General features: G+C 61.8%; 13 protein-coding genes. 8 read left to right on the forward strand and 5 right to left on the reverse strand.

Going from position 1 to position 14,196, the window contains the following annotated elements:
- Window positions 1-21 precede the first annotated feature (21 nt).
- From dnaG to HSW_RS10955, 3 genes are all read left to right on the forward strand, one after another.
- Window positions 22-2,103, forward strand: coding sequence for a DNA primase (gene dnaG, locus HSW_RS10945; protein ID WP_044001957.1), 2,082 nt, complete (start codon window positions 22-24; stop codon window positions 2,101-2,103).
- A 181-nt stretch (window positions 2,104-2,284) separates the two neighbouring features.
- Window positions 2,285-3,526, forward strand: coding sequence for a glycosyltransferase family 4 protein (locus tag HSW_RS10950; RefSeq protein ID WP_155832926.1), 1,242 nt, complete (start codon window positions 2,285-2,287; stop codon window positions 3,524-3,526).
- Window positions 3,510-4,715 carry a glycosyltransferase gene (locus tag HSW_RS10955; RefSeq protein WP_197031988.1) on the forward strand — a complete coding sequence of 402 codons (1,206 nt, stop codon included), beginning with the start codon at window positions 3,510-3,512 and terminating at the stop codon, window positions 4,713-4,715. The genes HSW_RS10950 and HSW_RS10955 overlap by 17 nt, the downstream gene beginning before the upstream one ends.
- A 196-nt stretch (window positions 4,716-4,911) precedes the next feature.
- On the opposite strand, the gene HSW_RS10960 is transcribed toward HSW_RS10955, so the two are convergent.
- On the reverse strand, window positions 4,912-5,535 hold the full coding sequence (locus HSW_RS10960) for a hypothetical protein (RefSeq protein ID WP_044001958.1): 624 nt from the start codon (window positions 5,533-5,535) through the stop codon (window positions 4,912-4,914).
- Window positions 5,536-5,742: 207 nt separating this feature from the next.
- Here HSW_RS10960 and proC point away from each other — a divergent pair, with 207 nt between their 5' ends.
- From proC to HSW_RS10980, 4 genes are all read left to right on the forward strand, one after another.
- Window positions 5,743-6,546 (forward strand): pyrroline-5-carboxylate reductase, encoded by an 804-nt coding sequence (gene proC, locus HSW_RS10965; RefSeq protein ID WP_044004546.1) that lies wholly within the window; start codon window positions 5,743-5,745, stop codon window positions 6,544-6,546.
- A gap of 369 nt (window positions 6,547-6,915) precedes the next feature.
- Window positions 6,916-8,160, forward strand: coding sequence for a bifunctional 3,4-dihydroxy-2-butanone-4-phosphate synthase/GTP cyclohydrolase II (locus tag HSW_RS10970; protein ID WP_052346352.1), 1,245 nt, complete (start codon window positions 6,916-6,918; stop codon window positions 8,158-8,160).
- 188 nt (window positions 8,161-8,348) lie between these two features.
- Entirely contained in the window at window positions 8,349-8,900 is a 552-nt protein-coding gene (locus HSW_RS10975) for a cupin domain-containing protein (protein ID WP_044001959.1), read from the forward strand.
- A 44-nt stretch (window positions 8,901-8,944) separates the two neighbouring features.
- On the forward strand, window positions 8,945-9,739 hold the full coding sequence (locus HSW_RS10980) for a hypothetical protein (protein WP_155832927.1): 795 nt from the start codon (window positions 8,945-8,947) through the stop codon (window positions 9,737-9,739).
- Between the two features lie 69 nt (window positions 9,740-9,808).
- On the opposite strand, the gene HSW_RS10985 is transcribed toward HSW_RS10980, so the two are convergent.
- The 3 genes from HSW_RS10985 to HSW_RS10995 form a co-directional block, all read right to left on the reverse strand.
- Window positions 9,809-11,548 (reverse strand): M14 family metallopeptidase, encoded by a 1,740-nt coding sequence (locus tag HSW_RS10985; RefSeq protein ID WP_044001961.1) that lies wholly within the window; start codon window positions 11,546-11,548, stop codon window positions 9,809-9,811.
- A gap of 114 nt (window positions 11,549-11,662) precedes the next feature.
- Window positions 11,663-12,097, reverse strand: a complete 435-nt coding sequence (locus HSW_RS10990; protein ID WP_044001962.1) for a DoxX family protein — start codon at window positions 12,095-12,097, stop codon at window positions 11,663-11,665.
- A gap of 118 nt (window positions 12,098-12,215) precedes the next feature.
- A complete protein-coding gene (locus HSW_RS10995; protein ID WP_155832928.1) occupies window positions 12,216-12,899 on the reverse strand; it encodes a hypothetical protein in 684 nt (227 codons plus the stop codon).
- Window positions 12,900-13,060: 161 nt separating this feature from the next.
- Here HSW_RS10995 and surE point away from each other — a divergent pair, with 161 nt between their 5' ends.
- Window positions 13,061-13,936: a 5'/3'-nucleotidase SurE gene (gene surE, locus HSW_RS11000; RefSeq protein ID WP_044001964.1), complete on the forward strand. Its 876-nt coding sequence runs from the start codon at window positions 13,061-13,063 to the stop codon at window positions 13,934-13,936.
- 79 nt (window positions 13,937-14,015) lie between these two features.
- Here the strand turns inward: surE and HSW_RS24255 are convergent, their stop codons facing one another.
- Window positions 14,016-14,192, reverse strand: a complete 177-nt coding sequence (locus HSW_RS24255; RefSeq protein ID WP_155832929.1) for a hypothetical protein — start codon at window positions 14,190-14,192, stop codon at window positions 14,016-14,018.
- Window positions 14,193-14,196: the final 4 nt, after the last annotated feature.

Raw genomic sequence — 14,196 nt, forward strand, 5'->3', positions numbered from 1 at the left:
TACCCCGTTGCCCGCACCGCCTTGGCCCGTATCCCCAAAGAAACCGTCGACCAGATTATCCACCACGCCGACATTGTGGAGGTGGTGGGCGACTTCGTGAGCCTCAAGCGCAAGGGCCAGAATATGTGGGCCTGCTGCCCGTTTCACCACGAAAAGTCGCCGAGCTTCTCGGTGGCCCCGGCCAAGGGCCTGTACAAGTGCTTCGGGTGCGGCAAGGCCGGCGGGGTGGTGCAGTTCATCATGGACATCGAGGGCACCAGCTACGTGGAGGCCCTGAAATACTTGGCCAAAAAGTATGGTATCGACGTTCAGGAGGAAGAAAAGACGCCCGAGCAGCAGCTAGCCCAGAACGAAAAGGACTCTCAGTTCATCGTCTCGAACTGGGCCAAAGACCACTACCACAAGCTGCTCCAGGACAACGAGGAAGGCCAGAGCATTGGCTGGAGCTACCTCCGGCAGCGCGGCCTCAACCAGGCCACCATCAAAACCTTCGAGCTGGGCTACTCGCTGGACCAGTGGGACGACCTGCTGAAATCGGCCACGGTGGCAGGCTTCGAGCTGAAGTACCTGGAGAAAACCGGCCTCGTGGTGCGCCGCGAAGACGACCAGGGCCAGGACACCGGCCGCCGCTACGACCGGTTCCGGGGCCGCGTGATGTTCCCCATTCACAACGTGTCGGGCCGCGTCATCGGCTTCGGGGCGCGCACGCTCAAGCCCAACGACAAGACCGCCAAGTACCTCAACTCGCCCGAGTCGGAGATTTACCACAAGTCGGATGTGCTGTATGGGCTCTACCAGGCCCGGCAGCCCATCCGCTCGGAGGAGCTATGCTATCTGGTGGAAGGCTACCTCGACGTGCTGAGTCTGCACCAGGGTGGCATCAAGAACGTGGTGGCCTCGTCGGGTACCTCGCTCACCGACGGCCAGATCCGCCTCATCAAGCGCTACACCGACAACGTGACGGTGCTGTATGACGGCGACGCGGCCGGCATCCGGGCCTCGCTGCGCGGCATTGATATGCTGCTGGAAGGTGGCTTGAACGTGCGCGTGGTGCTGTTTCCCGACGGCGACGACCCCGACAGCTACATCCGCAAAGTCGGCGACCAGCGCTTCCGGGAGCACCTGGAAGGCGCCAGCCAGGATTTTATCCAGTTCAAAACCGACCTGGTGAGCAGGGAGGCGGCCCACGACCCGGTGAAGAAGGCCGAGGCCATTCGGGAAGTGCTGCAAAGCATCAGCAAAGTGCCCGACCCCATCAAGCGGCAGGTATTTCTGCAGCAGACTTCGCAGGAATTTGGTATCGATGAGCAGGTGCTCATCACGGAGTACAACAAGCTGGTGCGCAACGCTTCCGGTAAATCCCCCGGCGGCCAGAGCAGCAGCGGGAGCGGGGCGGCGGGCGGCTACAGTGGCGGCCAGCAGGCGCCGAGTAGTGGCGGCGCCAGCCCGCGCCCGGCCCCGCGGCCCATGAGCCCTGAGGAAGAAGCCGAGGCCCTGATGTACGGCGCGTCGCCGGAGGACCTGATGGGTGGCGGCGACCTGCAGACCCTCACCCGCGAGGACCTGGAGCCGGTGCCCGACGTGCTGGAGCGGTGCGAGCGGGAAGTAGTGCGGCTGCTGCTGCTCTACTCGGCACAGCCACTGGCCCCGGAGGTATCGGTGGCGCAGTATCTGCTGGAGCAGCTGGAGGGCACTGGCTTCAAAACCGGCCTCTACGCCGATTTGCTGCACCTGTGCCGCGAAGAGCTGAACCAGGGCCGCTGGCCCGAGGTGCGCACACTCATCCAGCATGGCCGCTCCGATATCCGCAGCGTAGTGGCCGAACTGGCCACCGAGAAGTACGAGCTCAGCCCCAACTGGACCACCCACCAGATTCACGTACCCCGCGAACTGGACCTGTTGCAAACCGCCTGCGATAACGCTATTCTGCGCCTCAATAAGGTGAATGTGGAGCGGGAGCTGGCCGTGCGTCTCGAAGCCCTGCGTAACCCGGTAGACGAGGCTAGTATGATGGAAAATTTACAAACTATCCACTTGCTCAAGCAGATGGACAACCAGCTGGCTAATATGCTGGGCACCGTCATTCCACGGGCTTCCATGTAAACCAGACGAAAAAGCCGGCATAGGCGCCGGTTTGCTACTTGGGGCGTCGCGAGGAATCCGGTGTGCTGGTGCTGCTCTGTGGTGGCCGGGTATTCGGTTCTGTGCCGGAAGAAGGCCGGAAGTAGGTTGCGGGCTGTTGGTTCGTAGCTTTGCGGTCTGACCTGAATCCTCCTTTCTGCCCGTGCATATTCTGCAGCTTTGTCCGCGCGTTCCGTATCCGCCCCACGATGGCGGGGCCATTGCCATGTACGACGTGGCCGCCGGCTTGGCCCGCGCCGGGCACCGCGTAACGGTGCTGGCCATCAACACGCCCAAGCACCACCAGCCCGCCACCGTCCTCGACCACCTGGGCCCCAACGTGCGCCTGTTGACCGTGGACGTGAACACCAACCTCTCTCCCCTAAAGGCCCTGCGCAACCTGCTTTCCAGCCAGCTACCCTACAACGTGGAGCGGTTTGTGAGCGAGGAAGTGAAGGTCCGGCTGGCCGAGCTGCTGGCCCGGGAACAGGTTGACGTGGTGCAGCTGGAAGGCACGTTTGTGGCCTGGTACGCTGGCTATTGGGCTGAGGCCGATAAGGAAGCCGCCCGGCCGTTGCCGCCGGTGGTGCTGCGGGCGCACAACGTGGAGTACACCATCTGGGAGCAACTGGCGCGCAACGCGGGCAATCCGCTGAAGAAATGGTACCTGCGCAAACTGGCTCAGCGGCTTAAAATCTTTGAAGAAAGGATGTTGCACCGCGTGGACGGGGTGGCCGCCATTACCGAGGCCGACCAGCAGCGCCTGCGCCAACTGGGCTGCCCTGAGCCGGTGGTGTTCGTGCCCGCTGGCGTGGACCTGAGCCGCTTCCGCCGCGACCCGGCCATCCGGCCCCGGCCGCGCACTTTGTTTATGATTGGCTCGCTGAACTGGCTGCCCAACCTGGAGGGCTTTGATTGGTTTCTGCGCGAAGTCTGGCCCCGGGCCAAGGCGCAGTACCCTGAGCTGGAGCTGCACATTGCCGGCAAAGACACGCCCGAGCACATCCGCAGCCTGCAGCTGCCCGGCGTGACGGTGCACGGCTTCGTGGAGTCGGCCCAGCAGTTTATGCAGCAGTACGAGCTGATGCTGGTGCCCTTGCTGAGCGGGGGCGGCATGCGCATCAAGATTATTGAGGGTATGGCGTTGGGCAAGTGCATCCTGAGTACCGGCCTGGGGGCCGAGGGCATCCACGTGCGGCCCGGCTTTGATATTGTGCTCGGCGACTCGCCCGAGGAGTGGCTCGCGCACCTGGGCCGCTACTACCGCGGCGAGCTGGGCCAGCAGGCCATCGGGGAGGAAGCCGCCCGCACCATTTCCCGCCTCTACGATAACCGCCGGGTAGTGGAAAGCTTCCTCGATTTGTACACCATTCTGCAGCCCGCGCCCCGTGTTGCCGCTCATTGACGGGCTGGCCGCCGTGGGCCTCTGGGGCAGTCTGGGACTAGTGGCGCACACCTACGTGCTGTTTCCGGCCCTGCTGGGCCGCCTGGCCCAGGGCCGCCAACAAAATACCGACGTGTACGCGCCCGACAGCCCCGAGCTGCCCCGGGTAGACGTGCTGCTGGCCGTGTACAACGAGGAGCAGGTGATCGAGCAGAAAATCCACTCCACCTTCGCCACCACCTACCCGCCCGAGAAGCTCACCTTCTACATCGGCTCCGACAATTCCTCTGACCGCACCAACGCGCTGGTGGAGCAACTGGCCCGCGAGTATCCCCGGTTGCGGTTCCGGCCGTTCGGGCAGCGCACCGGCAAGCCCGGCGTGATGGAAGCCTTATCGGCGGAGGCAACTGCGCCGGTGCTGGTGCTCACCGATGCCAACGTGTTTTTCACGCCCGATACGCTGTACAAGCTCGTGAAGCACTTTCGCAACCCCCGCGTGGGGCAGGTGGGCGGCAACATTCTCAACCCCGACCACCGTCAGGACGGCATTTCGGGTCAGGAAAAAGCCTATCTGGAGCGCGAAAACCTCATCAAGTATCAGGAAGGCGTGGTGTGGGGCAGCATGATTGGGGCTTTCGGGGGCTGCTTTGCGGTGCGCCGCGCCTGCTACCACCCGGCCCCACGCACCTTCATCGTCGATGACTTCTTCATTTCGATGGCTGTGCTGGAGGACGGCTACCAGGCCCTCAACGAACTGCAGGCCGTGTGCCACGAGGACGTGTCGGACAAGCTCCCGGAGGAATTCCGGCGCAAGGCCCGCATATCGGCCGGCAACTTCCAGAATCTGGTGGCGTTCCGGCGGCTGCTGTGGCCGCCCTGGCGGGGCGTGAGTTTCGCGTACTGGTCGCATAAGGTGCTACGCTGGCTCACGCCGCTGCTGCTGCTGCTCATGCTGCTGTGCAACGCGGTGCTGGTGCTGTGGGGGGGAGGCTGGTTTTACCAGCTGATGCTGGCCGGGCAGTTGGCCGCGCCGGCTTTGCTGCTCCTGGACGCGGCCCTGCACCGGCTGGGCGTGCATCTGCGGCTGTTGCGGTTTATCACGCATTTCTACAGCATGAATGGGGCCTTGCTGCTGGGGTTGGGGCGGTTTCTGCGGGGCGTGAAAACCACTGTCTGGGAGCCCACCCAACGGTTTCAGCACAAGCGGTGAGGGAAGCAATAGGAACTGTCATTGCGAGGCCGGAGGCCGAAGCAATCCGTCCTTTTCTGCGCGCCAAACCCCGAAGAAGCAAAAAGCCCCTGATGGTCGTTCTGGCGTCAGGGGCTTTTGCATAGGTCAAAGCTGGGAGCTTCGTGAAGGACAGATTGCTTCGGCTACCCCTCGCAATGACAGTTCCTGCTTTGTCTTACATCTCCGCCAGTTTCTCTAGCTGCATCTGCTTGGCTACCGATTCTACCAGCTCCAGATCGGGCTGCTTGTCGGCGGAGACTTTGATCAGGAACCGGTTGCCGACGGCCAGCATCAGCTCGGCCTGGCGGTCCTTTTTGCGGTAGGTGGCCATGCCCGAAGCGCCTTTAATGCCCAGCGTGGTGGATTTGGTAATCTGCTCGTCATCCTCGCTTTCCATGCCCAGGCCCAGCATGGCCGAGGCCCCCTGATAGAGCTGATTGGCGCCGTTGTAGTCGATGAGTTCGGTTTTTACCGTTACGCTGTCCTTGGTGAAGTCGCGACCGGCCGTGGAAAACGCAATGCCGCTCATCTTCATCGACTGGCCGGTGGGGTTGGCCGCGGTGTAGCCGCTCACCTCGGTGGGCAGAAAAGCCTGCAGCTCCTTGTAGGGCAACGACAGCGTATCGCCGCGCTTCACGCGTTCCTCGCGCTGGGTTTTGGCCTGGTCCATGTTGGCTTCCAGGTTCTCGCCGGCTTCTTTCAGCTTCGAGAGGGCCGAGTACGATTCTTTGGCTTGCTGGGCCTGCTCGCAGCCCGTGAGTAAGGCAGCACCCAGCAGCGCAGTGACGAATGTTTTCATAGTAGGTAGGGGAAGAGGAAATATTCGGATGGAAATATATAGGTAAAAATGATAGGGTTCGACCCGGCTCAGCCTGCCCGCCGTCCGGTGCAGCTAGTCAGGCGGCGTAGAAAGCCGGCCCGGTGCGCATCGGTTTTCCGGCTTTCCTGCTTATGTTGGGCCGGCTGCCGGGCTATTTTCCGGCCGGCCGCTGCTTGTATGAAACCACTGCGCATTGCCATTCTGGGCTGCGGAAACATGGGCATGGCCTTCGCCAAATCCTTTCTACACTACAACCTCGTCGGCCGCCCCGATCTGCTGTTGCTGGGCCGCCACCTCGACCATTGCCAGCGCCTCACGGCCACGCACCCGGGCCTGCCCGTAGCCGAGCTCAGCCCCGCCGTGGGCGACTACGACATGGTATTCGTGGCCGTGAAGCCCCAGGATTTCAGCAAAGTAGCCGCCGGCCTGCGGGCGGTGCTGCGGCCCGAGCAGGTGGTGGTATCCATTATGGCCGGCATTCCTATTGCCCGACTGCAGCGCGAGCTTGAGCATCGGCAGGTGCTGCGGGCCATGCCCAACACGCCGGCGCTGCTGGGCATGGGCATTACCGGGTTTTCGGCCTCGCCCGAGGTGGAACGCAGCCGTTTACACCAGGTCGAAAACCTGCTCAATGCCACTGGGCGGTCCATTTTTCTGGAAGATGAGAGCCTGCTCGACGCCGTGACGGCCGTGAGTGGCAGCGGCCCAGCCTACTTCTACTACATTGTGCAGGCCATGATGCGGGCCGGACAGGAGCTGGGCTTCTCGGAGTCGGTGGCCGGGCTACTGGTGAAGCAGACGATGCTGGGCGCTTACCACCTGCTCAACACCTCCGACAAAAGCCCAGACGAACTCATTGCCGCCGTGGCTTCCAAAGGCGGCACCACTGAAGCGGCCCTACGCGAGTTCCGCGCCGGCGGCCTGGCAGAAACCCTCACAGCCGGTATCAAAGCCGCTCAGCACCGCGCCACCGAACTGGCGGGGGAGTAAGTAATGAGGTTGTGAAAGGTGAAATTGTGCAACACTTCCGGTCAGTGCGAGCATGTGGCGTATCAAGCCAGTGTCGAAGCAATCCGTCCTCCTAGACAAAACAAACCCTGGAAAGCTGACAAGCCACTGCTATTAAAACAGCAAATGTTATGGTACGTCGTTGCCCCAACGTTTCGCGCCTCTAAAAGGATAGATTGCTTCGCTCTGCTCGCACTGACTGAAGAGGTTTCACAATTTCACCTTTCGCAACTTCACCGCTTCGTAACTTCGCGGCACCGTTGCTGGTTGTAGCGGCACTCCGGCGTGGATTCCTGCCCAGGAAATCCGAAATCCGCGCCCTTCACACTCCATCCGTTTAATCCGCGCTCCATGCTGGATTCCATTGAAGACGCCATTGCCGATATCCGCGCCGGCAAAGTCGTAGTAGTCGTTGACGACGAAGACCGTGAAAACGAAGGCGACTTTATCTGTGCCGCCCGCTGCGCCACGCCCGAAGTCATCAACTTTATGGCCACCCACGGCCGCGGCCTCGTGTGCGCCCCGCTCATTGAGCAGCGTTGCGAAGAGCTGGGTTTGGAGCTGATGGTGGGCCGCAACACGGCCCTGCACTCCACGCCCTTCACCGTGAGCATCGACCTGTTGAAGAACGGCGTGACCACCGGCATTTCGGCCTCTGACCGCTCTAAAACCATTCTGGCCCTCATCGACCCCGACACCAAGCCGGAGGAACTGGGCAAGCCGGGCCATATTTTCCCGCTCAAAGCCCGCAAGGAAGGCGTGCTGCGTCGCGCCGGCCACACCGAAGCCGCCATCGACCTTTCCCGTCTCGCCGGGTTCGAGCCGGCCGGGGTACTGGTGGAAATCCTGAAGGAAGACGGCGAAATGGCCCGCCTGCCTGAGCTGCGTGAAATTGCCGATAAGTGGAACCTGAAGCTGATTTCGGTGCAGGACCTGATCAAGTATCGTCTCGAGAAGGAGAGCCTCATCAACCGCGAAATTTCGGTGAAGCTGCCCACCGACTACGGCGACTTCGACCTGATTGCCTACACCCAGCGCACTACCAATGCCCAGCACCTAGCCCTAGTGAAAGGCGACATTTCGGGACCCGAGCCGGTGCTGGTGCGCGTGCACAGCTCCTGCGTGACGGGCGACATCTTCGGGAGCTGCCGCTGCGACTGTGGCCCCCAGCTGCACCGCGCCATGCAGCAGATTGAGCGCGAGGGCCGGGGCGTGATTGTGTACATGAACCAGGAGGGCCGGGGTATCGGGCTGCTCAACAAGCTACGCGCTTACAAGCTGCAGGAGCAGGGCCGCGACACGGTGGAAGCCAACATCGAGCTGGGCTTCGGCATGGATGAGCGGGACTACGGCGTGGGTGCCCAAATCCTGCGCGACCTGGGTATCTCGCAGATGCGCCTGCTCTCCAATAACCCCCGCAAGCGCACCGGCCTGATGGGTTACGGCCTCGAAATCGTGGAGTCGGTAGCTATTGAGGTGGAGCCCAATGAGCACAACGAGCGGTACCTGACCACCAAGCGCGACAAACTGGGCCACACCATCCTGCACAAAGACCGTACCCCGCACCCGGATACGGCGGCCACTGCGGCGGAGTAATCCGTCCGGCTGCTACCCTACAGGAACGTCCGTGGCCCTAACCGGCCGCGGACGTTCCTGTTTTTACGCTTTTGGTAATGCCGGTAAGTAGAGTGAAAACCCGGAGTACTGCATCACATGATTGGGTGAATTGATTGAATGTCAGGATGATAAATGGTAAATTCAATTTCGCCTAACATTTCATTCCTATGCAACGTCGTTCTTTTTTGCAGCTGTCTTTGGCTGCGCCAGCGTTGGCCTATACCCTGCCCGCGCTGGGGACCACGGGCCCTTTGCCAAAGAGAAGTATATTGGTGCGGGCGGGTCAGGACCGGTCAGGCCAGCCTTTTCAGTTTCTGGATGCTACGTTTACTGTGAAGGTATCGGGCCAGGATAATGAAGGACGATGCGTGATTTTTGATACGCTACGGCGCGCTAAAATTGGTCCGGCGCTTCATTTGCACACCGACCTTGACGAGTGGTTTTACGTGGTGGAAGGCGAGTTCAAGTTCCAGGCCGGAACCGAGATGTTGCGCCTGCGGGCCGGCGACTCCCTGTTCGTTCCCCGGGAAGTGGTGCACGCCTTTGTAAAAACAAGCGAAGGTCCGGCCCGTCTTATCGTGATGCATCAGCCGGCCGGCTCCATGGAGGAGTATTTTCGGTTAGTGAGCCAACTGCCCGATCAAGGTCCGGATAGTCGGAAAGCATTAGCCGAAAAGCACGGAACGCGGTTTGTAGGCCCGCAACTGACACCGGACTGATAGGGAGCGGGGGAATGTCGGAACAGATATATACCTTCCCCCACATGAAACGCAATTGGTTTTTCCGGGTGATTATGATTGGGTTGTCGGCGCTTTGTTCACTGGCTGCCCAAGCCCAGCGCGGCGGGCAGGGTTTCACCCAGCAGTTCAACCGGGCCACTGTACTGCTCACTACCGGCGACACGCTCACCGGGCCCGTGCAGCTGCACCGCACTGAGGAGACGCTGCTCATGGAGCTGGCCGATAACACCGTGCGTACCCTACCGGCCGTGAGCGTGCAGAGCTTCGCGGTGCAGGGCGAGCAATACGACCAAAGCCGGGAACGGTTCTACTACGACGATTTTTACGCCATGCGGCAGGGCTACTACTATGGCAACCCGCTCTACACCCAACCCATACCCCGCCGCCGTGAGCGGCCTGATACGGAGTTGGTGCGTGTGTTCCGGACCTACCGCTGGAACCGGGACAACGACTATAGCGACTTCCGGGCTCCCGGCTTCTTCGAGCAGCTAAGCAATGGCCCCATCATTTTGTTGCGGCGTGAGGGGCTGGTACAGCGGCCCGTTACGGCTACCGGCCCGTACGGCTACGGTTACGGTGGAGCCGGCCGCACCGTGGGGTATTATACCGATGTCAAGGACAACTTCTACCTGGGTTTGCCCAATGGCAATGTCATCAGCCTGCGCAACCCCAAAAAAGATCTGCTGGCTTACTTCCACGGCAATTCGCGGCAGCTGGAGCAATACGCCAAAGACAACAAGCTCAGCTATACCGACGCCCGCGAACTGGCCTATCTGGTGAACTACGCCAACTCGCTGAACGCCGGTAAGAGTAAGTAGCTGTAAAAAAGAACGTCATTCCGCCAGATTTCTCGCAACCTCGGAATGCTGGGCAGCTATGAAAGCGGCCTACAGCACCCGCAGCACCGGGTAGCGCAGGTGCGAGGCCTCGTAGTGGTCGGATTGGCGGTACACCCAGTCGAGCTGGGCGGCGGCACTGGCGGCAAAGGCAGGGTCCTGTTTCTTCTTTGCTTCTAGTTGAACGCGTAACTCCGGCCGGCGGCGCAGCAGGTCGGCGGCTATATCCTCGAACACGTAATCGGAAAAGTGCTCCTTCTGCTGCAACACGCTGTCGAAGAACCCCCAGGCGAAAAAGGAATCGGTGGCCTGGGGCTCCAGCGTTTCGATGAGGTAGCGGGCCGCCGGCTGGTCGAGCGGAATCAGGTAGTCGCCGCGCAGGAAGGGCCGGGGCTGCTGTACCGGGCGCACCTGTACCTGAGAGTGCAGGTAGTGGCCCTCGTAGGGGCGGGAAGCAGTTTTGTAATCCTGAATGTAGTACGATTCACCGTTGATGATGGTATCGGCGGATAGCGGCCGCATCTGCACGCCGGAGAGGCGCAGCCGCTCCACCACTTCGCCCCAGGCCTGGGGCAGCACGTAGGCGCGGGGGCGCTGCACGGTGGTGGTGGGCCGGAAGGTATTGTAGTACGGAATGGATTTGGTGTAGGGCGCGGCGCGGTCATAATAGAGGCGGGGCAGGCCACTGACTTCGCTGGGCTTTGTTTTGCCCGCGAAGCCCCGGAACGTGAACTGTTCGGCCTGGGTGGTATCCAGCCGCCAGCCCAAGGCAAACTGCTGCTGCTCACGGGTCTGCTGCGCGGCCGTGGTACGGGCTTGGGCAATGGCCGCACCGTCTTGGTGCACTTGCCGGATGAGCAGGTCCAGGAAATCGTAGGTGGCGCGCACGCGGGGCGCGTACGCCTTCAGCATGTGCGTTTCCGTCACGAAGCCGATGGTGTTGAACAGGGTGGTGTAGCCGGTGGAGTAGCGGGGCGTTTCCAGAAAACCTACCAGGCCCCGGGCGTCGGGCGTGCGGCCCTCGAAGTCTACATACGGCGTCAGGTACCACTTTTTCTTGTCCATTCCACCGTACAAAGCAGGTAGTAACCGTTGCTGCATGTACTGACTCAGGGCTGGATGCAGCTTGTCCTTCTGGGTGGCAATGAGCGTCATCGTGTACTGGTAATCGGCCCCATTGGAGGTGTGGGTGTCCACGTATATCTCGGGCTGCCAGCGCTGAAACAGCTGGGCAAAGGCGCGGGCGTTGCGCGAGTCCTGCTTGATGTAGTCCCGGTTCAGGTCGAGGTTGCGGGCGTTGCCCCGGAAGCCGTAGCTCTCGGGTCCGTTCTGGTTGGTACGGGTGGTGGCGTTGCGGTTCAGGGCGCCGTCCACGTTGTAGATGGGGATGATGACCAGCACCACATCGGCCAGCTGCTGGCGCAGCTCCTTCTTCTGCACGTAGTCGCGGGCCAGCTGCATACTGGCATCGATGCCCTCCGGCTCGCCGGGGTGAATCCCGTTCTGAATGAACACCACACGCCGGTTTTTGGCCCGCACGGAAGCAGGCTCAAAATCTCCATCCAGTGAGACCACCACCTCGTGCAGCGGCCGGCCGCTGTCGGTCTGGCCTGCTTCGCGCAGCTGAATTTCGGGGTAGGCCGTATCCAACTGCTGGTAGTAGCGGATGCACTCAGCATGGGTGGTGGTGGTATTGCCGTTGCCTTTCTCGAAGGGCGTGCGCCAGTCGGTAGGGGCAGCTGGAATAGCGGCGGAAGTAAGCAGTAGGGAAGTAAGGAAAGCAGGGAACATAGACACGGGCTGGTAGGGCGGTAAGGACGTAGATCGGCCCCGAAGGTGGCGCATAAAAAGAAAAGTCACTCCGTGCCGGGCACGAAATGACTTTCACAGGGGCCGGAAGAAAAGTTAGTACAGACGCCGCGGAGCCGGAAACAGCAGCTGATCCACGCTGTAGCGGCCGGGGCCAATAAACGCCAGGCTCAGGAACAGGATGGCCGATTCAAGGGCGTGGGAATAAGCGTTGAAATCGTCGCCGCTGCTCAGGTGCATGATGGTCGCCATGATCATCGTACCCAGCAGAAACACGCAGGCCACCCGGAAAAACAGCCCAATGGCCAGCAGCTGGCCGCCCACCGCTTCGGCCGCCGCCGCTAGAAACCCCCAAAAGGCCGGCGCGAAGTTGATGCCGATGAGCTTCATGGTGCCGCCCACCTGGGTCCAGGCTTCCATGCCCCCCGTCAGCTTGGGGTAACCATGCAGGGTGAACATCACGCCAATGCCCACGCGGAGCAGTAAAAGCCCCAGATCATGGGTGCGGTAGCGGTTTGCAAACAGAGCCATAGGAGGGCAGAGGGTCGGGCCGGGACGGTTTAGTGCAACAATACGGATGTATCGGAATACATCTGAGTTTGCCAAAGTACACTATTTGCGGCGGAGTACAATCTGACCGTAGCGGAGCCTACTTGTACAGCAGTACACCCGTGATGCGCGAGGCGGGTGGAATCTCGCTGGACTGAATCTGCTCCGGGGGCTTATTGGGCAGGGAATTGGGGTCGATAACCCAGGCCAGCTGCACCTCGCCCGACACCGCCGCCAGCCCCGCCGGGGTGTTGCGGATGCGCGTGAGCCCCAGGTTCTGGCGGGCCGCCCCAAACGGCGAGCCTACCCCAATACCTTCGGCCGTGCGATACAGGGACGAATAGATCCGGATGCGCCGCAACCGAAAGCCGGTGGCTGAGTCGCCGATGAGGTGTAGGATAGTAGCCGGGGCCTGGGGGTTCTGGGCGTCGCGTAGTTCGTAGGCGGGCAGGCGTCGGCCGTCCCGGTCCTGGTAAGTGGTGCGGGTGAGTAACTCGGTGGGAACTACGTTTTTCAAGCGTTTTTCCGTCATGCCCAGCCGCAGCCGGCCCGCCCGGCCGGGGCTGATAAGGTGCAGCGAATCGGGGAGGGGCGCGCCCGAGGGAGCCGTGCCCACGGAGCCCGCCTGGGCTACGGCCGCCGAGCCGGGGGAGGCCGGCGACTCGCCGTTGGCGGCCGTGAAGGGCGGCGTGCCAGGGTCAGAGGCCGTGCGGGTGGTAGTAGGCGAGTCGCAGCCCGTGAGGCCGGACAGGAAAAGGGCCATCAGCGGGACGGCGGCAGGCAAAACACGAAGCAGCATAGCCGGGCTATACGCAGGCTGCGCGGCAGATGTTGAAAACCCCGGCCCGGCCGTTGGCGTTTGGTTAAGTAAGGCAAGACGGTGGTAAGCTCAGCGCCGACCGCCTTACCTTTGCCCCAGTTCCCTTTTTCTACTTCCTTTTCCTGTTGTCCGTGTCTGCTGAACCTCGCAAGCCCTTGATTCTGATTTCCAACGACGACGGCATCACGGCCCCCGGTATTGCCGTGCTGGTGCGCGTGATGCGCCGGCTGGGCGAAGTTGTAGTGGTAGCGCCCAACTCACCGCAGTCGGGCATGGGCCACGCTATTACTATCGGCCACCCGCTGCGGCTTGATGCCAGCAACATCTTTGAAGGCGTGGAAGCCTACGAGTGCAGCGGTACCCCGGCCGACTGCGTGAAGCTGGCCAAGCACCACGTCCTCAAGGACCGCCGCCCCGATCTGGTGGTGTCGGGCATCAACCACGGTTCCAACTCGGCCGTGAATGTGCTGTACTCCGGTACGATGTCGGCGGCAATTGAAGCGGCAATTGAAGGCCTGCCGGCTATCGGCTTCTCCCTCTGTGACTACGGCCACAATGCCGACTTCTCCCACGTGGAGCCCTGGGTGGAGCAGTTGGCCCGCCAAGCCCTGACCCACGGCATCCCGCAGGGTACGGCCCTGAACGTAAACATCCCGAAGAACTCGGCCGAGCCCATTGCCGGCGTGCGCCTGTGCCGCCAGGCCCGGGCCAAGTGGCAGGAGGAATTCGACCTACGCCACGACCCCTACAAGCGCCCTTATTACTGGCTGATCGGCTCCTTCGTGAACTTCGATGAGGGCCAGGATACGGATGAGTACGCACTGGCTCACAACTACATTTCCATCGTGCCCTGCCAGTACGACCTCACCGCTTACGCCGGCCTGCGCGAAATGCAAACCACTTGGGACCTGAGCCCAATGCCCGCCGGCCCTGCCGCAACGGCCCCCACCCTGGGCAGCGCCGAGCCTGCCCCCGGCGAATCCGCCGAAGGCCTGGGATAGAGGTGAAATTGTGGAAGGTGAAGTTGTGAAGGATGTTCAATCTGCCCAGTTAACGCAAGCAGAACGGCATTTCACAACTTCACCACTTTCCCGGAAGCGTGACGCGTTTGGGGTGCTGGGGCGGAGGATGGTAGGGTTTGCGCACGACAGGAACGGCCGCCAGATGGGGCGGCACCGGTAACGCGGGCGGCAGCAGGTGCTGCCCCAGCCAGAGTGCGGCCAGTAGCAAGGCGGCCCAGAACAGGAGCTTTTTCATGGTC

It is taken from the genome of Hymenobacter swuensis DY53 (genome assembly GCF_000576555.1).
Classification (GTDB): domain Bacteria; phylum Bacteroidota; class Bacteroidia; order Cytophagales; family Hymenobacteraceae; genus Hymenobacter; species Hymenobacter swuensis.